Annotated in this window: 17 protein-coding genes; 6 read left to right on the forward strand and 11 right to left on the reverse strand. The window is 71.3% G+C overall.

The features are described 5' to 3' along the window. The first annotated feature begins 9 nt into the window (after positions 1-9). Genes E9232_RS15970 through E9232_RS15980 form a run of 3 tightly spaced genes read left to right on the forward strand, consistent with a single transcriptional unit; the run spans position 10 to position 2,133 of the window. Positions 10-693 carry an amino acid ABC transporter permease gene (locus tag E9232_RS15970; protein WP_309795298.1) on the forward strand — a complete coding sequence of 228 codons (684 nt, stop codon included), beginning with the start codon at positions 10-12 and terminating at the stop codon, positions 691-693. Beyond that, entirely contained in the window at positions 690-1,367 is a 678-nt protein-coding gene (locus tag E9232_RS15975) for an amino acid ABC transporter permease (RefSeq protein WP_309795300.1), read from the forward strand. The genes E9232_RS15970 and E9232_RS15975 overlap by 4 nt, the downstream gene beginning before the upstream one ends. Continuing rightward, complete coding sequence (locus tag E9232_RS15980; protein ID WP_445351986.1) at positions 1,348-2,133, forward strand: amino acid ABC transporter ATP-binding protein; 786 nt, start codon at positions 1,348-1,350, stop codon at positions 2,131-2,133. Before E9232_RS15975 ends, E9232_RS15980 begins: the two co-directional genes overlap by 20 nt. Here E9232_RS15980 and E9232_RS15985 read toward each other — a convergent pair. From E9232_RS15985 to E9232_RS16010, 6 genes are read right to left on the reverse strand one after another with little or no spacing between them, the layout of a single operon-like run. Further along, positions 2,127-3,407 (reverse strand): hypothetical protein, encoded by a 1,281-nt coding sequence (locus E9232_RS15985; RefSeq protein WP_309795305.1) that lies wholly within the window; start codon positions 3,405-3,407, stop codon positions 2,127-2,129. The genes E9232_RS15980 and E9232_RS15985 overlap by 7 nt on opposite strands. Continuing rightward, positions 3,404-4,543 carry an N-acetylglucosamine-6-phosphate deacetylase gene (locus tag E9232_RS15990; protein ID WP_309795306.1) on the reverse strand — a complete coding sequence of 380 codons (1,140 nt, stop codon included), beginning with the start codon at positions 4,541-4,543 and terminating at the stop codon, positions 3,404-3,406. The genes E9232_RS15985 and E9232_RS15990 overlap by 4 nt, the downstream gene beginning before the upstream one ends. Then, positions 4,540-5,310 (reverse strand): sugar isomerase domain-containing protein, encoded by a 771-nt coding sequence (locus tag E9232_RS15995; protein ID WP_309795308.1) that lies wholly within the window; start codon positions 5,308-5,310, stop codon positions 4,540-4,542. The genes E9232_RS15990 and E9232_RS15995 overlap by 4 nt, the downstream gene beginning before the upstream one ends. Next, on the reverse strand, positions 5,303-6,067 hold the full coding sequence (locus E9232_RS16000; protein ID WP_309795310.1) for a 6-phosphogluconolactonase: 765 nt from the start codon (positions 6,065-6,067) through the stop codon (positions 5,303-5,305). The genes E9232_RS15995 and E9232_RS16000 overlap by 8 nt, the downstream gene beginning before the upstream one ends. Continuing rightward, entirely contained in the window at positions 6,064-7,365 is a 1,302-nt protein-coding gene (locus tag E9232_RS16005; RefSeq protein WP_309795312.1) for an AGE family epimerase/isomerase, read from the reverse strand. The genes E9232_RS16000 and E9232_RS16005 overlap by 4 nt, the downstream gene beginning before the upstream one ends. Next, positions 7,358-8,899, reverse strand: a complete 1,542-nt coding sequence (locus tag E9232_RS16010; protein WP_309795314.1) for a sodium:solute symporter family protein — start codon at positions 8,897-8,899, stop codon at positions 7,358-7,360. The genes E9232_RS16005 and E9232_RS16010 overlap by 8 nt, the downstream gene beginning before the upstream one ends. Positions 8,900-9,076: 177 nt before the next feature. On the opposite strand from E9232_RS16010, the gene E9232_RS16015 reads away from it, so the two are divergent. Further along, positions 9,077-10,087, forward strand: coding sequence for a LacI family DNA-binding transcriptional regulator (locus E9232_RS16015; protein WP_309795317.1), 1,011 nt, complete (start codon positions 9,077-9,079; stop codon positions 10,085-10,087). Here E9232_RS16015 and E9232_RS16020 read toward each other — a convergent pair. From E9232_RS16020 to E9232_RS16035, 4 genes are read right to left on the reverse strand one after another with little or no spacing between them, the layout of a single operon-like run. Further along, on the reverse strand, positions 10,084-10,890 hold the full coding sequence (locus tag E9232_RS16020) for an inositol monophosphatase family protein (RefSeq protein WP_309795319.1): 807 nt from the start codon (positions 10,888-10,890) through the stop codon (positions 10,084-10,086). The two genes, E9232_RS16015 and E9232_RS16020, sit on opposite strands and share 4 nt — an antisense overlap. Further along, a complete protein-coding gene (locus E9232_RS16025) occupies positions 10,887-12,014 on the reverse strand; it encodes an ABC transporter ATP-binding protein (RefSeq protein WP_309795321.1) in 1,128 nt (375 codons plus the stop codon). Before E9232_RS16025 ends, E9232_RS16020 begins: the two co-directional genes overlap by 4 nt. Further along, positions 12,011-14,206, reverse strand: a complete 2,196-nt coding sequence (locus tag E9232_RS16030) for an ABC transporter permease (protein WP_309795323.1) — start codon at positions 14,204-14,206, stop codon at positions 12,011-12,013. Before E9232_RS16030 ends, E9232_RS16025 begins: the two co-directional genes overlap by 4 nt. A gap of 25 nt (positions 14,207-14,231) precedes the next feature. Beyond that, positions 14,232-15,269 (reverse strand): ABC transporter substrate-binding protein, encoded by a 1,038-nt coding sequence (locus E9232_RS16035; RefSeq protein ID WP_309795325.1) that lies wholly within the window; start codon positions 15,267-15,269, stop codon positions 14,232-14,234. A gap of 196 nt (positions 15,270-15,465) precedes the next feature. Here E9232_RS16035 and E9232_RS16040 point away from each other — a divergent pair, with 196 nt between their 5' ends. Next, positions 15,466-16,518, forward strand: coding sequence for a LacI family DNA-binding transcriptional regulator (locus E9232_RS16040; protein ID WP_309795326.1), 1,053 nt, complete (start codon positions 15,466-15,468; stop codon positions 16,516-16,518). A gap of 160 nt (positions 16,519-16,678) precedes the next feature. After that, complete coding sequence (locus E9232_RS16045; RefSeq protein WP_309795328.1) at positions 16,679-17,128, forward strand: NUDIX hydrolase; 450 nt, start codon at positions 16,679-16,681, stop codon at positions 17,126-17,128. 223 nt (positions 17,129-17,351) lie between these two features. On the opposite strand, the gene E9232_RS16050 is transcribed toward E9232_RS16045, so the two are convergent. After that, the gene (locus tag E9232_RS16050; RefSeq protein WP_309795330.1) at positions 17,352-18,278 is read right to left on the reverse strand and encodes a dihydrodipicolinate synthase family protein; all 927 of its coding nucleotides are present in this window, start codon (positions 18,276-18,278) and stop codon (positions 17,352-17,354) included. Positions 18,279-18,341: the final 63 nt, after the last annotated feature.

The raw sequence follows: 18,341 nt of genomic DNA on the forward strand, positions 1-18,341 counted from the left end.
CGCCAGACCATGCTCGGTAACTTCAGCTTTCGCGTCATCCTCGAATCCCTGCCCGCCTTCGGGTCCGGGCTGGCGACGACGCTGTGGCTGTCGCTGATCGCCTTCGCCGGCGCCCTGGCGGTCGGGATCATCGCCTGCGCCCTGAAGCTGCAGCCTACGAAGCTGCTGCGCGCCCCGGCGGTGGCCTTCATCGACGCGATCCGCGCCACGCCGCTGCTGGCCCAGCTGTACTTCCTGTATTTCGGGCTGCCCCGGCTCGGCATCGTCCTGCCCGAGCTGGTCGTCGGCATCCTGGCCCTGTCGCTGAACAGCGGCGCCTATGTCGCCGAGATCATCCGGGCGGGCATCCTGTCGATCCCGCGCGGGCAGGTCGAGGCCGGCATCTCCTCGGGCATGACCTTCGCCCAGCGCATGCGCCTCGTCATCCTGCCGCAGGCCTTCAAGGTGACGATCCCGCCGCTGCTGGGCCAGGCGATCGTGCTGGTGAAGGATTCGGCGCTGCTGTCGCTGATCGCCGTCGCCGAGCTGACCCGGGCCGGGCAGAGCCTCGCCTCCGACCGCTTCATGCCGGCGGAGGCCTTCATCACCACCGCCGCCTGCTACCTCATCCTCTATTACGGGCTCAAGGCCCTGGCGGCGCTGTCGGCGCGCTGGGTCGGCCTCCGCCCGGTCCGCCAGGACAGGCCCGCATGATGATCTGGCAGCAGCTGCAAAGCCTCGTCGGCAGCTATCCCCTGGCGCTCCGCGGCCTGGGCACCACCGTGGCCGTGTCGCTGATCGGTCTCCTCGCCGGGTCGCTGGTCGGCTTCGCCATGGGCATGCTCAGGGCAGGGGGCAACCGCGTGGTGCGGCTGGTGATCGGCGCCTGGGTCGACCTGATCCGGGGCACGCCGTTCCTGGTCCAGATCTTCCTGATCTTCTTCATCCTGCCGGAGGCCGGGATCGAGCTGGAAGCCTTCACCGCCGGCGTCATCGCGCTCAGCAACCTGGCGGCCTGCTTCATCTGCGAGATCGTGGCGGGCGGCATCGGCGCCGTGCCCAAGGGCCAGGTCGAGGCGGCGCTGGCCTCCGGCCTGTCCCGGTGGCAGCGGATGCGGCATGTGGTGCTGCCCCAGGCGATGCGCATCATCCTGCCGCCGCTGGTCGGCCAGTACGTGCTGCTGATCAAGGATTCCTCGGTGGTGTCCGCGATCGGGCTGACCGACCTGACCCGGGTCGGCTGGCTGGTGGTGCAGCGGGTGCCCAACGGGCTCCTGGTCTTCGGGCTCATCGGCCTCGGCTATTTCATCGTGTGCTACCCGCTGCTCGCCATCGCCCGCCGGATCGAACGCCGCATGGGCGCCGCCCATGCCGAGGTCCAGCTGTGACGACGCGACGGCCGCGCATCCAGGAAGGCACCAGACCGTGATCGAATTCCGCGGCGTCAACAAATGGTTCGGCCCGCTCCACGTGCTGCGCGAGGTGACGCTCGACGTGCAGCCCAAGGAGGTGGTGGTGGTCTGCGGGCCCAGCGGCTCGGGCAAGAGCACGCTGATCCGCTGCGTCAACGGCCTGGAGACGATCAAGAGCGGCGACCTGGTGGTGGACGGCCAGCGTCTGGGCGACCCCGCCACCGACATGCCGCGGCTGCGCACCGAGATCGGCTTCGTGTTCCAGCAGTTCAACCTGTACCCGCACAAGACCGCGCTGCAGAACGTCACGCTGGCGCCGATCCATGTGCGCCGGACCCCGCGGGCCGAGGCGGAGCAGGCCGGGCGCGAGCTCCTGGCCAAGGTCGGGCTGGCCGACAAGGTTGACGCCTATCCCAGCCAGCTGTCCGGCGGCCAGCAGCAACGGGTCGCGATCGCCCGCAGCCTGTGCATGCGCCCCAAGATCATGCTGTTCGACGAACCGACCTCGGCGCTCGATCCCGAGATGATCAGCGAGGTGCTGGACGTCATGGTTGCCGTCGCCGAGGAGGGAATGACCATGATGGTGGTGACCCACGAGATGGGTTTCGCCCGGAAGGTCGCCCAGCGGGTCGTGTTCATGGACCAGGGCAGCATCGTCGAGATCGGCCCGCCGGAGGAATTCTTCTCCGACCCCAAGACCGACCGCAGCCGGGCCTTCCTGAGCAAGATCCTGCATCACTGAGACGACGTAAGGCTCCGCGCTAGGTCCAGCGCCGCGGCCGCCAGCCTCTCGGCCGACCCCGGCGCCATCGCCGCCGGCATGCCGTAGTAGCGGTGCGCCTCCTCGACCTCGTAGCCGCCATGCGGGTATTCGGCCGCAGGCGGGACATAGCCGGGGCAGCCATCGGCGAAGCCGATGGTCATGGTCGGCCCCCGCAGCGGGTCGCCGTCGAGGCTGCGGCGGAGGTCGAGCGCCGTCTGCGCGAAGATCTCGCCCGGCAGCGCGATGATGCGCAGTCCGCCCCAGTCGAGCACGGTGACCCGCGCTGGCCAGGGCGCCAGCGGCAGCGGCGCCTTGGTCTCCGCCCACTCGATCCAGATCCGCAGCAGGGCCGCCCATGCCGGGTCCGCGGCGGCGGCCTGCCGGCGCCATTCCATGGCCAACGCCGCCGGGGCCTCCATCTCGGTCCGTGCCAGCGCCAGGTGCAGCTCGGTGCAGCCTGCGGCGATGTGGTCGCCGAGCGGCCGGTCCGGCGCCTGCAGCGCGGCGTCCGCGATCCGCGCACCGATGCGCTCCGCCTCCGCGAAGCTGCGGTCGGGGCGCGGCGCGGTCGAGATCGAGGCCTGGGCCGAATGGCCCATGTTGATGTCGCCGGTGCAGCCGGTCAGGAACAGCGCCACCGCGCCGGGATGCGCGGCCTCGATCCGGCGGCGGACCGCGCCGGGATAATCGGCGGTGAACCGGGTGTTGTCGGCGCCCAGCACCACCGGATGCAGCGCATGGGACGCCACCACCGCGATCACGGCGCCCTCGGCGTCCCGGATCCGCAGCATCGGCAGCGCCGGGTCGACCGGCCCGCCGGCGTGGCGGCGGTTGCGGGCGATGCCGGGATCCGCCCCCAGGCCGAAGCCCAGCCGCGCCGGACGGCGGGCGGCGAGGGCGGCGCCGACGGCCTGCACGCAGGCCTGCTCCAGCCGTTCCAGATAGGCCTCGTCCAGCCCCGGGCCGAGGCGGCCGGGCATCGCCACCGGCCCGCCATGGGTGTGGGTGGCGGCGACGACCAGGTGGCCGCCGGGCAGGCCGGCGCGCTCCCGGATGCGCCGGCAGCTGTCCTCGTGCAGGCCGATCACGTCGGCGACCACGATCGCGGTGTCGCCCACCGCCACCGCCCGCACCGTGAGCGGATCATGGACGCCCGAGGCCGGCGCGGTGCGCGCGGCGAAGCCGGACATGGCCAGCCCCGGCGGCGGCGTCACATCTACCACCGCGACGCCGGCCTGGACCTGGCCGGTCACGGCCGCTCCTCGCCCAGGACCAGGACGGTCTCGATGGCGAGATCCCGGTCGCCCGGCGCCCAGCGGAAGCGGATGAGGTCGGCCGGCGCGCCCACGGCCAGCACACCGCGCCCGCCGACGAAGCGGCCGGGATTGGCGGTGGCGAGGCGCAGGGCGTCGGCCAGCGAGATCCCGGCCATGCCGATCGCCAGGGCGACGTCCTGGGCCAGGGGACGGGCCGCGCCGGCCAGGAACGGGGTGCCGGGGACGCCCAGCCGCCCGTCGGCGGTCAGCTCCACCCGGCCGCCGATCGGCTGGTCGTAGATCCCGGGCGGCAGGCCGCCGGGCGCCGCGGCATCCGACACCAGCACCGCGCGGTCCAGCCCCTTGGCCCGCAGCATGGCCTTGAACACCTCGGCCGGCAGGTGGTGGCCGTCGGTGATGAAGGATGCGGTCAGCCGGCCTTCGGCCAGCTGGGTCCAGATCGGATTGGGGTGGCGCGGCAGCACCGCCGCGATGCCGTTGCCGAGATGGGTCGACAGCACGGCCCCGGCCTCCACCACCGCCCGGATCTCGGCGTCGGTCGCCTGGGTGTGGCCGATCGCGACGTGGACGCCGCGGGCGGTCAGGGCGCGGACATAGGCCGGCGCCCCGGCATGGTGCGGCGACAGCGTCACCAGCCCCACCAGCCCGCCGCAGGCCGCCTGCCAGCGGTCGAACTCGGCCAGGTTGGGCGGCCGGACCTGGTCGCGCGGATGGGCTCCGCGCGGCCCGTCCTCCGGCGCGATGTGCGGTCCTTCGACATGCACGGAAGGGATGGCATGGGCGACCAGCGGGTCGGCGGCGCGCGCCGCGGCGATGGCCCGCAGCGCCGCCACGATCGACGCCTCCGGCGCGGTGATCAGGGTCGGCAGGAAGGTGGTGACGCCGCCTGTGCGCAGCACGGCCGCCAGCTGCGCCACCGTGTCGGCCGTCAGCCCGCCGCTGTTCAGGTCGTGCCCGGCGAAGCCGTTGACTTGCAGGTCGACCAGCCCCGGCGACAGCCAGGCGGTCTCGCCGGCCGGCCCGTCGGCGATCGCCGCGATCCGGCCGGCTTCGACCGTGACGGCCAAGCTGCGGCCGGTGGCGGGATCGCGCCCGGTGACCGTGGTGGTCACAGCGACCGCACCCGGCCCCTGAACCGGCCGATGAAGCGGGCATTCGCCGCGTCGCCGCCGGGGGCGTTGCCGCTGCGCCAGACCGGCGGCTCGATGCCCCGCCCGGCCAGCTTGGCGATCGTGCGGATCACCAGGCAGTTCAGGGCGAAGGCGTTGGCGAAGGTGGAGATCGCGGCCACCGGCTCGCCCATGCCCGGAATCGCCACCACGGCGTCGCCGACCGGCACCTTGGTGTCGATCGCGATGTCGGCCAGCGCGTGCAGGTTCTGCTTGGTGGGATGGCGGGCCGGATGGTCCGGCGAGGTCTGGTCGGCATGGCTGCGCGAGCTGATGCCGATGACGAAAGCGCCGCGCCGCTTCGCCTCGATCGCCGCATCGATCAGCGCGGCGTTGATGCCATAGGCGTTGACCAGGATCAGCACATCGCCCGGCCCCAGCTCGCTGTCGGCGATCACCACCCGGCCATAGCCGGGCGTCCGCTCGATCGCCATCGACCGCAGCGCGCCGTTCGACAGCAGCGTGCCCTCGTCGAGGATGGCGGAGATGTGCATCAGCCCGCCGGCGCGGAAGAACACCTCCTGCGCCGCCAGGTTGGAATGGCCGCCGGGGCCGAAGACATGGATCAGCCGGTCGGCCGCGATCTGGTCGGCCAGCCGGTCCGCGGCGCGGTCCAGGCTGTCGCGCTCCGTCTCCAGGATCGACCGCATTAGGTCCTGGGTGCGGTCGAGATAGGCGGCGCACAGGGCATCGGCATCGATCTCAGCCATCGGGATTCGCCTCCGCATCCAGGAACAGTACCACCCGCGGGTGCTGCCGCAGCGCCGTCGCCGGGCAGGCGGCGCCGATCGGGTCCTGCAGGGCGCGGCGCACGGCGTCGCGCTTCGCGGCCCCGGGCACGACGCAGACCAGCCGGTCCGCCCGCAGCAGCCGCGGCACGGTCAGGGTGATGGCATGGGTCGGCACGTCGTCGAACCCGGCGAAGCAGCCATCGTCCACCTGCTGCTGGCGGCAGGTGGCGTCCAGCTCCACGATCTTCACATCCTCGGGATCGGCCAAATTGGCCACCGGCGGGTCGTTGAAGGCGAGGTGGCCGTTGACGCCGATGCCGAGGCAGACGATGTCGATCGGCGCTGCGTCCAGCGCCGCGGCATAGGCCCGGGCGGCGGCCGCCGGATCCCGGCCGGGATTGATGGCATGGACCGCCGCGAACGGCACCCGGTCGAACAGATGGCGGCGCAGCCACAGGGCGAAGCGCTCCGGCGCGCCCTCGGCCAGGCCGATGTATTCGTCCATGTGGAAGGCGGTGACCCGGCCCCAGTCGATCCCGGGCTCCGCCACCAGCGCCTCCAGCATCTCGGCCTGGCTCGGCGCCGCGGCGAAGATCATGCGCAGGCCGGCGCCTCCCGCCAGCCGGGCCCGCATCTCCGTCGCCACCAGGGCGGCGGCGGCGCGCCCCATCTCCGCGCGGCTGGGATGGATGCGGACATCGATCGTGCCGGTCGGTGCGAAAGCGGGGTTGGTCATGCAGCACTCCGTCGGCCGGGCAGGCCGTCGTGATCCGCCAGCCGCTCCACCATCAGCAGCAGGCTTCGGGCGATGTGGAACGGGTCCTTCACCGGCAGGGCGACGGTCTTGGCCAGCGGCGCCCCGGCGCGGTCGCGGATCTGGATCCATTCGGCGCCGGGCCCCTGGGGGAAGACCCGGTAGGTGTAGGCCGCGACGCGGTCGTGCCAGGCCGCCAGGTCGGCCCGGCCGGTCTCGAGATGCAGCAACAGCGTGGCGACCATCGCCTCGGCATGCGGCCACCACAGCTTGGTGTCCCAGGTGTCGGCGACAAGGTCCTCATAGCGGTCGCCGGTGCGGCGGCCCCGGGGTTCGCCGCCGTCGCGGTCGACATAGCGCAGCAGGCCGCCCTGCGCCTCGTCCCAACCCAGCGCCGCGGATCGCGCCGCGATGTCGGCCAGCACCGCCGGCTCGAACAGGTGGCTGTCGGCGTCGGCGCCGCTCCGGCGCAGGGTCTCGCCGGCCTGCAGCAGGAACCAGCAGGCCTCCAGCACATGGCCCGGCGTGCGGTGCCGCGCCAGCAGCGTGTCGCCATCGGCGGGGTCGGCCGCCACCATCTCGGCGATCCGGTCCCCCTCCAGGAACACCGCCTCGATCTCGCGGGCGGCACGCAGGACCGTGGCGGCGGACTCCCGCGACCCGGTGGCGGCGTGCACCTCGGCGCCGACCCCGACCAGGATCATCGGCAGCGAGAAGCCGCGGAAGCCAGCCCGGATCGGATAGGGCTCGGTCAGCGCGGTGCCAGTGGCGATGCGCCGGGCGGCATCGGCCAGCAGACGGTCCGCCGCATCGCCCCAGGAGGCGCGCCCGGTCTCCGCCGCCAGCGCGGCGAAGCCCAGGGCCACGAACAGGTCGGCGAAGACGCTGCTGTGCAACCCTTGCCCGGCGGCGGAGGGCTGCGGCGTGCCGTCCTCCGCGGTCAGATAGGCGGTGGTGCCGTCCGGCAGCAGCGCATGGTCGCGCAGGAAGGCCGCCGTCCGTTCCGCCCGGTCGAGGCAGGCGGCGCCGTCCACCTCCACCAGCCCCAGCCGGGCGGCGCGGGCCAGCCGCGCCATCAGCCAGACCCAGCGCCCCTGCGACCAGGTGTACTTGTCGCGGGACAGCAAGCGGTCGCCCTCATTGCTCCAGCAGGTGAAGACGCCGCCGCGCCGGTCGTCCGGGCCATGGGCCAGCCACCAGGCCAGCACGTCGTCGACCAGGTGCCGGGCGGTCGACCGGCGCAGCGCCGCCGGGTCGGCGATCGATACGAGGTCAGGCACGGCCGGTCCTCGCCATCCGGGTGGTGGCGCCCACCGCCGCGGTCTCGTCGCTCTCCAGCGCGTCGATCAGGGCGTCGGCCTCGGGGTTCCGCCAGGGTGCGACCAGGCCGACCACGATGAACACCGCCAGCGAGCTCAGCACCGGGCCGGCCACGGTGATCGAGGTCGTCCAATCCGGGTTCAGCGCCTTAATCTGGTCGACGAAGACGTATTTCACCAGCACGAAGACGACCAGGCCGGTGGCCCAGGAGGTCAGCGCCGCGGCCGGGCCGCAGCGGCGGAAGGCCGGCAGCATGCCCAGCAGCATCGGGATGGCGATCGGGCCGACCAGCGCGCCGAACCACAGGATGATCAGCCCCAGCACGCCGCCGAAGCTGTCGGCGGTCAGCGCGATGCCCATCGACAGCGCGATGAACAGGAAGGTGCTCAGCCGGCCGATGAACAGCTCGGTCTTCTCCGACATGCGCCGCGCGCCCTTCCACACCACCGGCAGGATGTCGCGGGTGACCACGGCCGACACCGCATTGGCGTCCGACGAGGTCATCGCCATGGTGTGCGCGAACATGCCGGCCAGCACCAGCCCGACCAGCCCGGTCGGCAGCAGGGTCTGGGTCAAGAGGGCATAGGATTGCTGCGGCTCGGCCAGGTTCGGCAGGATCAGCGGCGCCGCCCACATCGGGAAGAACAGGATCAGCGGCCACACCAGGTACAGCGCCGCGGACAGCAGCGCCGCCTTGCGCGCGTCCCGCCCGCTCGGCGCGGCGATGAAGCGCTGCGCCAGGTTCCAGGTGCCGCCATTGTAGGACAGGGTGTTGATCAGCAGGTAGACCAGCACGAACACCACGGTGTACTGGCCGTTGAAGGGCTGCGAATGGCCCGGCGGCAGCTGGCCCCAGATGGTCCAGATCGCCGAGATGCCGCCCAGCTTGGCCAGCACCGCCACGAACAGCACCGCGCCGGCCAGCAGCTGGATGACGAACTGGCTGAGGTCGGTCAGCGCATCGGCCCACAGCCCGCCGATGGTGGAATAGATCAGGGTCACGCCGCCGGTCAGCAGCACGCCCCACACCAGGGGCACGTCGGCGAAGACCTTCAGCAGCAGCGCGGTCGCGGTCCATTTGGCGCCGACATCGAACACCTTCAGGGCGCCGCCGCTCCACGCCAGCACCTGCTGGGTCGGGATGCCGTAGCGGGTGGAGAGGTATTCGAGCGGCGAGATGATCTCCAGCCGCTGGCGCAGCCGCGACCAGCGCGGCGCGAACAGGAAGGATCCGACCACCATGGCGAAGGCGATGCCGATCGCCCACCAGACATAGAGGGTGAAGCCCGCGGTGTAGGCGATCGCGGCATAGCCGACGAACACCGCCGCGCTATAGCCCGACATGTGGTGCGACACGCCCGACAGCCACCATGGCATCCGCCCCCCGGCGGTGAAGAAATCCGCTGCGGTCTTGATCTGGCGCCGGGCCCACACGCCGATGCCGATCATCAGCAGGAAGTAGATCCACAACACCACCCAGTCGATCGTCGCCATGAAGTCCCCCATCGTCGTGGCCGGCCGGTTGATCGGGCCGTTCTGACGAAAACACTGCCGTGCAACCGGTTGCCGGTCAAGCCGCAACCGGTTGCACGGAGAATTTCTCTCCGCACGCAACGCTTCGCGGCGCCCCGCAGTCGCGCTAAGAAGGAGGAGTCGAAGCAGTGGACTCACATGGACCAGCCGTCGAAGCCGATCCCGACGATCCAGCAGGTGGCCCGGGCCGCCGGCGTGGCGCGATCGACCGTGTCGCGCGCCTTCACCCGGCCCGACATGCTGAACCCGGCGACGGTGGCCCGGGTGATGGAGGTCGCGGCCGCGCTGGGATACGCCCCGAACCAGGTGGCACGGGCGCTGTCGACCGGACGCTACGGCAACATCGCCCTGATCGTGCCCGACGTCGCCAACCCGTTCTTCCCGCCGCTGATCCGTGCCGCCGAGGCCCGCGCCGACGATGCCGGGTTGTGCGTCTTCCTCGGCGACACCGACGAGGACCCGGCGCGCGAGGACCGGCTGATCGGCAAGCTCGCCGCCCAGGTCGACGGCTTCGTGCTGGCCTCGTCGCGCCTGGCCGAGGATGCGATCCGGGCGCATCGCGGGCGCCGCCCGATCGTCTTGGTCAACCGGGACGTCGAGGGGTTGGACCGGGTGCTGATCGACAGCGCCTCCGGCACCGCGGCGGCGGTGCGGCATCTCCACGATCTCGGCCACCGGCGCATCGCCTATATCGGCGGGCCGCCCTCGTCCTGGTCGAACCAGCAGCGCCGGTCGGCGGTGCTGCGGGCGGCCGAGGATCTCGGCGTCACGGCGGTCGAGGTCGCGGCCCAGCGCCCGTCCTATGAGGGCGGGGTGGCGGCGGCGCCGGCGGTGCTGTCCGCCCGCACCACCGCCGCCATCGCCTTCGACGACCTGGTGGCGCAGGGGCTTCTGGCCGGGCTGGCAGGGCTGCGGATCGAGGTGCCGGCCGCCTTCAGCGTGATCGGCTGCGACGACGTGCTGGGCGCGCGGACCTACCCGCCTTTGACCACCATCTCGTCGCGCTCGAACGATGCCGGCCGGACGGCGATCGAGATCCTGCTCGACCAGCTGTCGTCCGGCGTCTCCCGCGGCGCGGCCCATGTGCTGGGCACGGAACTGATCATCCGCGCGACCACGGCCTCGCCTGGCCCGGCCCGACCGATCTAGCCGGCCAGGGCGGTGGGGTGGTCGGTCGCGCGGTGCAGGTCCTGGGTCATCGTCACCAGCCGGTCGCGCAGCACCGGGGTGGCGGCGAGCAGAAGGTTGCCGCGGCGCAGCCCGTCATCCGCCAGGAAGTCGTTGGTCCAGCCGCCGGCCTCGCGCACCAGCAGGATGCCGGCCAGGGCGTCCCAGGAATTGATGTGGAGCTCGGCGTAACCGTCGTTCAGGCCGCAGGCGACCTCCGCGAGGCCGAGCGCGCCGGATCCGTGGCGCCGGAACTCGATGGCGGCGTCGGTCAGCCGCTGCAGCAGGGTGCAGAAGGCCGAGAGCGGCCGGCGTTCGGACCAGCCCACCTCCACCACCGGCGCCGCGCCGTGCCTCAGCCCGCTGACCTGGATCGGCCGTCCATTCAGGGTCGCGCCGCGGCCACGCTGGGCGACGAACAGGCGATCATCGGCCGGGGCGTAGATGATGCCGATCTCGATCTCGCCGCGCCAGAGATAGGCCAGCGACACGCACCACCGGTTGTTGCCGTGGATGTATCCCGCCGTGCCGTCGATCGGGTCGACCACCCACACCCGGTTGGCGGCCTCGCCGCCATACTCCTCGCCGATCACGGCGTCGTTGAAGCGCCGAGTGACCTCTTCGCGCACCAGCTGCTCCACCGCGCGGTCGGCCTCGGTGCAGAAGTCGATCGCGCTCTTGGCCTCGATCGGCGCCAGGGTCCGGCGCATGCCCAGCGCCAGGGCGCCCGCGCGCAGGACCAGGTCGACGCCGAAGGCGCAGCGTGTGTCCAGGCTGTCCATCATGCCGCCTCGTCCGCCGGCACCAGGGCGGCCCCGTCGGCCGTGATGGCAACGCCGACCGCGGTGCCGGGGGCCAGGGGGGTGCCGACATCGCCGTCGATGACGAAGGCCTCGGTCCCGATCTCCATAAGCTCCACCTGATACTCCATGTGACTGCCGAGATAGGCCGCCTTGCGGATCACGCCGCCGAGCTCGCCCGGCTGGGGGCCGCCCGCCCGCAGCCGGATCGCCTGGGGCCGCACCGCGATCTCGAAGGCGCCGGCGGGCAGGTCGCGATGCGGCAGCTGCAGCGTGGCCCCGCCCAGCGCGACCCGGGCCATCGCCCCGTCCTGGCGCTGCACCGTGACCGGCAGCAGGTTGGCATTGCCGATAAAGTCGGCGATGAAGCGGTTGGCCGGCCGCTCATACAGGTCGCGTGGCGTGCCGTCCTGGACGATCCGGGCCGAATGCATCACCACGATGCGGTCGGACACGGCCAGCGCTTCCTCCTGGTCATGGGTGACATAGACCACGGTCAGGCCCAGCGCCTGCTGCAGGCCGCGGATGTCCTCGCGCACCCGGCGCCGCAGCTTGGCGTCGAGGTTCGACAGCGGCTCGTCGAACAGCAGCACCTTGGGTTCGAGAACGATGGCGCGGGCCACGGCGACGCGCTGCTGCTGGCCGCCGGACAGCTCGCTCGGCAACCGCCGTTCGAAGCCGGACAGGCCGACCGCCGCCAGCTTCTCCGCCGCCATGGCCTCGGCCCGGGCCTGCTTGATGCCGGAGGCGCGGAGGCCGTAGCAGACATTGTCCATCACGCTCATATGCGGGAACAGCGCGTAGGACTGGAACACCATGCTGACGTCGCGCTCGGCGGCGGAGCGGTGGGTGACGTCCTCGCCGTCGATCAGGATGCGGCCCTCGCTGGCCAGCTCCAGCCCGGCGATCAGGCGCAGCGTCGTGGTCTTGCCGCAGCCCGACGGCCCCAGCAGGGTGACCAGGGTGCCGCGTTCGATGGTGAAGCCGATGCGGTCGACCGCGGCCACCGCACCATAGCGTTTGCTGACGGTGCGGAACTCCACCGCCGGCAGTCCGGGGGCCGGGTCGCCGGCGCGCGCCGGGTCGTTCAGCTTGGTTTCTCGGGTCACGCCTGCACCACTGCTGGACGGTTGCGGGGTGTCGCGGCGGCCGCCGGGCGGCGGCCGATCCGCCGTTCGCCCACCACCGCCTGGATCACCAGGAGGGCCAGGACCATGATGGTGATCAGGACCGCGGAGTAGACGATCGCCAGCCCGTATTCCCCGAACTCGGCCCGGCCGACGATGTAGACGGTGGCGAGGTTGAACTCGCCGCTGACCAGGAAGATCACCGCGCTGACGCTGGTGATGGCCCGGACGAAGGCATAGACCAGCGAGGTCGTGATCGCCGGCCGCAGGATCGGCAGGATCACCCGCCGCAGCGTGGTGGCGGACCGGGCGCCGAGGGTCAGCGACGCCTCGTCCAGGCTGCGGTCGATCTGGCTGAGATTGGCCAGCCCGGCGCGGATGCCCACCGGCATGTTCCGGAACACGAAGGCGATGATCATGATCATCGCGGTGCCGGTCAGCTCGATCGGGCCGCTGTTGAAGGCCAGGATGTAGCTGATGCCGATCACCGTGCCGGGGATGGCGAAGCTCATCATGGTCAGGAACTCGAAGGCGCCGCGGCCGGCGAAGCGCTGCCGGTTCAGCAGATAGGCGGTCAGGATGCCCAGCGCCGCGGTCGGGACCATGGCCAGCAGCGCGACCTCGAGCGTGGTGATCAGCGAGTTCCAGGCCGACCCGGCCAGGTACCAGCCATGGTCGCCCTGGCCGATGCCGAAGGCGGTCAGGAAGTATTTCAGCGTCGGGGTGTTGTCGCTGCCGACCGCGTTGACGAAGCCGCCGAACAGGATGATGGCGTAGACCGCGACGGTCAGCGCGATCCAGGGCAGGACCACGGTGTAGCACAGGATCCTGAGGCCGGTCGGCAGCCGCCCGGGCAGGCCGGCATCGCCCTTGCCCGACACGGTGACGTAGCTTTTCCGCCCGGTCCACAGCCGCTGCAGCAGGAAGGCCGACAGGCTGAAGCTCAGCAGCACGATCGCCAGCACGGCGGCCTGGCCCTGGTCCTGCGCCGCGCCGACCACAGCGAAATACACGCTGGTCGACAGCACCCGGAAATTGCCGCCGATCATCATCGGGTTGCCGAAATCGGCCAGGCTTTCGATGAAGGCGATCAGGAAGGCGTTGGCCAGGCCCGGCCGGATCAGCGGCCAGGTGACATGGCGGAAGGTGCGCCAGGGACCGCTGCGCAGCGTCTGCGACGCCTCCTCCATGCTGGGGCTGACGCCCTGCAGCACGCCCAGCAGGACGAGGTAGGAGATCGGGGTGAAGGCCAGCAGCTGGGCGATGGTCAGGCCCGGCATGCCGTAGATCCAGCGGCTGCGCGGCAGGTTGAACCATTCGCCCAGCATGGTCGTGACCATGCCGGCCCGGCCGAACAGCAGGATCAGCGCCAGGCCGATGACGAAGGGCGGCGTGATCACCGGCAGGATCGCCAGCACCTTGAACAGCCGCGGGAACGGGAAGCGGGTGCGGTTGGCCACCAGGGCGAAGGCGAGGCCCAGCAGCGTGCTGAGCACCCCGACCAGGGTGGCCTGGGCCAGCGAGTTCCAGGCCACGCCGCAGTTGCGGCCGCCGCTCAGGCAGGACAGGCCCCAGATCGAGGAATCGGTCAGCTTGTCGGCGAACAGCGGCAGGTCGACCTGGCCCTCATTGTCCTTGAAGGCGGAGAGCAGGACGCACAGCACGGGGTAGCCGACGAAGACCAGGATCGAGCCGCAGACGATGGTCAGGGCGCCGACGGTGAAGGCATCGCCCTTGCACCAGCCCAGGCGGGCCAGGCCGTGGGCGACCAGCAGCGCCATGGCGAGCAGGTAGAGCAGGGCGCCCCAGCCGAGCGCCGGCTGGGAGGCGGTCCACCCGGCGAGGCTGCCGAGGTCGACCAGCGCCCAGCCGCGCCGGTCGATGGCGAAGGCCTGCAGCAGGGTCCAGCCCAGGCCGATCATGCCGGCCGCGACCAGCAGCCGCGGCCGCGGCCACAGCTCGGCCGCGCTGGCGAGCAGGAGCGGCAGCAGCAGCCCGAACAGCCAGGGATGGCCGCGCAGCCCTTCCAGCACCGCCGGCGCCCCGCCCTCGGTCAGCGCCGCCACCAGCCCGCCCTCCACCCCGTACCAGGGCAGCAGCAGGGCCGCGGCCCAGCCGAGCAGAAGGCACAGGCGAGGGGCCGACAGGCGCCGCGTGGCCGCTCCCTTTCTCATCTCCGTCGCCTCAGCAATCCGCTCCTCAGCCGCCGTTCTTCACGTCCTTGGTCCAGCGCGACAGCAGCCGGGTGCGTTCGGCGGAGGAGCCGTACTTTTCGAAATCGTAGTGGATCAGCTTGATGTTGCTGGTGTCGGGGGATTCCGGCGGCACTGCGGAGGCCTTGTTCGACGGCATCTGGAAGCTGCCGTTCTTCGCCGCGATCGCCTGCGCCTCGGGCGTCAGGGCCCAGTCGTAGAACTTCCTGGCCTCCTCGGCGTGGCGGGCGCCCTTGATCAGGCTCATCGACCCGATCTCGTAGCCGGTGCCCTCGCAGGGCGACACCACCTTCACCGCCGGCACCTGCTTGGCGGCGTTGATCAGGTCGTGCTGGAAGGCGATGCCGACGATGGTCTCGCCGCGGCCCACCGCCTGCGCCGGCGCCGCGCCGGCGCTGGTGTACTGGTCGATGTTCTTGTTCAGGCCGACCAGGTACTCGAACGCCTTGTCCTCGCCCATCAGCTGCACGATGGTCGCCAGCATGGTCCAGGCGGTGCCGGAGGAGTTGGGGTCGGCCATCTGGACCTCGCCCTGGAATTCGGGCTTCAGCAGGTCGGCCCAGCAGGCCGGCGCGGCCAGGTCGCGGCTCTTCAGCTCGGTCTCGTTGTAGCCGAAGCCGAGGATGCCGAGGTACAGCCCCACCGTGCGGTCGCCGGAGCGCTTGGCCTGGTCCTGCGCCCAGTCCCTGAGCTGGTCGAGCTGGGGCGATTTGTAGGGCTCGGTCAGCCCGTCGGCCGCGGCCTGCAGATGCGGGTCGCCGGTGCCGCCGTACCAGATGTCGCCGCGCGGATTGTCCTTCTCGGCGCGCAGCCGGGCGAAGATCTCGCCGGCGCTCTGCCGCGTCATGTCGACATGGATGCCGGTCTTCTCCTGGAAGGCGCCGGCCGCGGCCCGGCACCATTCCTCGTTGACGCCGCAATAGACCACCACCGAGCCCTCGGCCCGGGCGGGGGCCGCCTGCAACGCCAGCCCCGCGGCCAGCGCGATCGCCGCGCAGGACAGGGTGGCGGCTTTCGACGTCATGGACATCCTGGTCCTCCCATCAGTCTCCCGCCTTTGCGGCGAAGAGCTCGTTTGCAACCGTGTGCAAAATGCTGTTCGATCCTGCTGGTCCCGTCAACGACAAATCGTGACAGTTTTCTTACGGCACCGGAACCAAGGTGTTTGCACACAGTTGCAAAAATCCTATGATCCCTCCCGAATGATGGAGAGAACGGCCATGACGGGCCGCCGGAGCCGATCGCCAGCCCTGCCGGACCCCGAGCTCGACGCCCGCGGCTTCGTCGGCGCGCGCTCGGTGGCTGAGCGGGCCGGGGTGTCGCGGTCGGCGGTGTCCCGCACCTTCACCCCCGGCGCCAGCGTGTCGGAGGAGACGCGCCGCCGCGTCCTGACCGCGGCGACGGAGCTGGGCTATCACGTCAATCACCTGGCCCGCGGCGTGTCGGGGCGGCAGACCGGCATCGTCTGCCTAGTGGTGGCCGACATCGACTCGCCGCAGCCGTCGCGCATGGCCCGGGCGATCACCGAACGGCTGCAGGAGGCCGGCAAGGTCGCCGTCCTGCTCAGCGTCGGCGGCCCGTCCGACGACATCGCCGCCACGCTGCGCCGGGCCCTGAACTACCGCGCCGATGCGACGGTGGTGATGTCGGGCACGCCGGCCCAGTCGATCGTGCGCGAATGCCTCGACAACGGGCAGAGGCTGATCCTGATCAGCCGCGACGACCACATCGTCGGGCCCGACAACATCCGGCTCGACAATGCCGGCGCGGCGCGGACGGCGCTGGGCCTGTTCCTGCAGGCCGGCTGCCGCCGGCCGGCCGTGGTCACCACCGGGCTCGGCACGCCCAGCCTGTCGGCCCGGACCGACGCGTTCGTGGCCGCCGCGCGCGCGGTCGGGATCGAGCCCCAGGTGGTGCGGCAGGGCCAGATGACCGGCTACGACAACGGCGTCGCCGCCGCGCACCAGCTGTTCGCGGCCCCGGTGCGGCCGGACGCGGTGTTCTGCGTCAACGACATCACCGCCTTCGGCCTGATCGATGCGGCGCGGCACGTCTTCGGGCTGCACGTGCCGGAAGACCTGTCGGTCATCGGCTTCGACAATGTCCAGCAGGCCGGCTGGCTGTCCTACCGGCTCACCACCTTCGACCATCCGGTCGCAGACATCGCGGCCCACGTCGCGGCGCTGGCCTCGAAAAGTCGCGACGACCGCATGGCCCCGACCAGAATTGAGCTGGCGCCGGACCTGGTCTGGCGCCGTTCGGTCAGGATCTGACCGGATGTCGGCCGCGCCTCAATTTCGCCAGACAAGCCAAGCATAAAGGGAACGATTTGATGTCACCCGATATTGCAGAGGTTCATTCGCCCGGGTTCCGGGCGCCACAGTGCTCCACCGGCGGTGAACACGTGATCATGAGCGAGGCAAACTAGGGATTATGACGGGACGAGAGCAGGCGACCCGCCTCCAGTTCGGCGCGCTTCCCTATCGGTTCCGGCAGGACGGATCGCTCGAGATCCTGCTGGTGACCAGCCGGCGGACCCGGCGGTGGATCATCCCGAAGGGCTGGGCGATCAAGCACAAGACACCGGCCAAGTCGGCGGCGCGGGAGGCCTATGAGGAGGCCGGCGTCCAGGGCGTCGTGAGGACCATCTCGATCGGCAGCTTCGTCTACGACAAGTGGCTGGACGACGACGATCTCAGCGTGCGGTGCGAGGTGCATGTCTTTCCCCTCCAGGTCGAACGCCAGCGCCGGACCTGGCCGGAGCATGGCGAGCGCGAGACCCGCTGGCTCGATCCGGATGCCGCCCTGCTGCTGGTGGAAGAGCCGGGGCTGCGCAGCCTGATCTCGGACTTCCATGGCGGCATTGCCGCCCGAGGCGGATGAGCGGGCGGCGGCTGACCCGGCCAGCCACCCAGCCGACCAAATCAGACCAGCGGTCCAAATTATAGATCCGTCATTGCGAGCCCCGAAGGGGCGTGGCAATCCAGGAATCGAGCCGCTGGATCGCCGCGTCGCTGCGCTCCTCGCGATGACGATCCTGGGGAGCCGGCAGGCGGCCATTCCCACGCCGGTGTCAGCCGCCCAAACTGGGCCCAGGCGGCGCGTCCTAGGTCGCGAACAGCTCCGGCATCAGCGACCGTGCGATCGGCCGCAGGCGCGCGGCCTCGCTTTCGGGGATCCAGCGATAGGGGCGCCGCAGCCGGGTTCCGACCGGCCCCCAGGCGCCGATCGCGGCCAGCAGCTTGTCCAGCGCCGCGTTCGAATAGCCCTGTAGCGTCCGGAACGGCACCACATGCTCGTCCATGAAGCGGCAGATCCGGCGCTCCAGGTCGAGGGCCGCCGCCATGTCGACCGCCATGCGGTCGGTCCAGGCCTGGGCGCCCGCCGGGCTCAGGCAGGACACGTTGGAGAAGGCGCCGGCGGCGACGCCATGGCTGACGCCGGTCGCGAGATGGTGGCCGGGCACGAACAGGGCGGTGCCGGACAGATGCGCCTTCGCCGCGGCGTACCAGGCGGCGTCGCCGTCCGCGAGCTTGATGCCGGCGACGGAAGGCGCGGCTCGCACCAGCCTGCCGAGCTCATCTGGAGCTAACACGCGCTTGGCATGCGGCGGATTGTAGAGCACCAACGGCACGGCACCGGCGCTCTCCGCCATCAGCTCCAGGAAATCGATCGCCTCGGCCTCGGTCACCGGCCACCAGTCCGGCAGGATGACCTGGATCGCGGCCGGCGCCAGCGCCCGCGCCCGGGCCACGCGCTCCCGCGCGATGCTGGGGTCGGGCTGGCAGGCGCCGATCACGAAGGGCAGGGCCCCGCATCGCTCGGCGAGAAGCGCCTGGATCCGGTCGTATTCGCGTTCGGTCTGGTTGTGGAACTCCCCGGCCGTGCCGTTCGAATAGATGCCGTCGACGCCCGCCGCGACCAGGAGGTCGATCTCCTCGGCCAGGCGGCCGAAATCGATGCTGTCGTCATCCGCGATCGGCAGCAGCAGCGTCGCCCAGTTGCCCCGCAGTGCTCCGTTCCTTCCCTTCACCAAAGCCCCCTATCGTCATTGCGAGCGTAGCGAAGCAATCCATCGGGCCGCTCGTGCTGACCC

Source organism: Inquilinus ginsengisoli (assembly GCF_031453975.1).
Lineage (GTDB): Bacteria > Pseudomonadota > Alphaproteobacteria > DSM-16000 > Inquilinaceae > Inquilinus > Inquilinus ginsengisoli_A.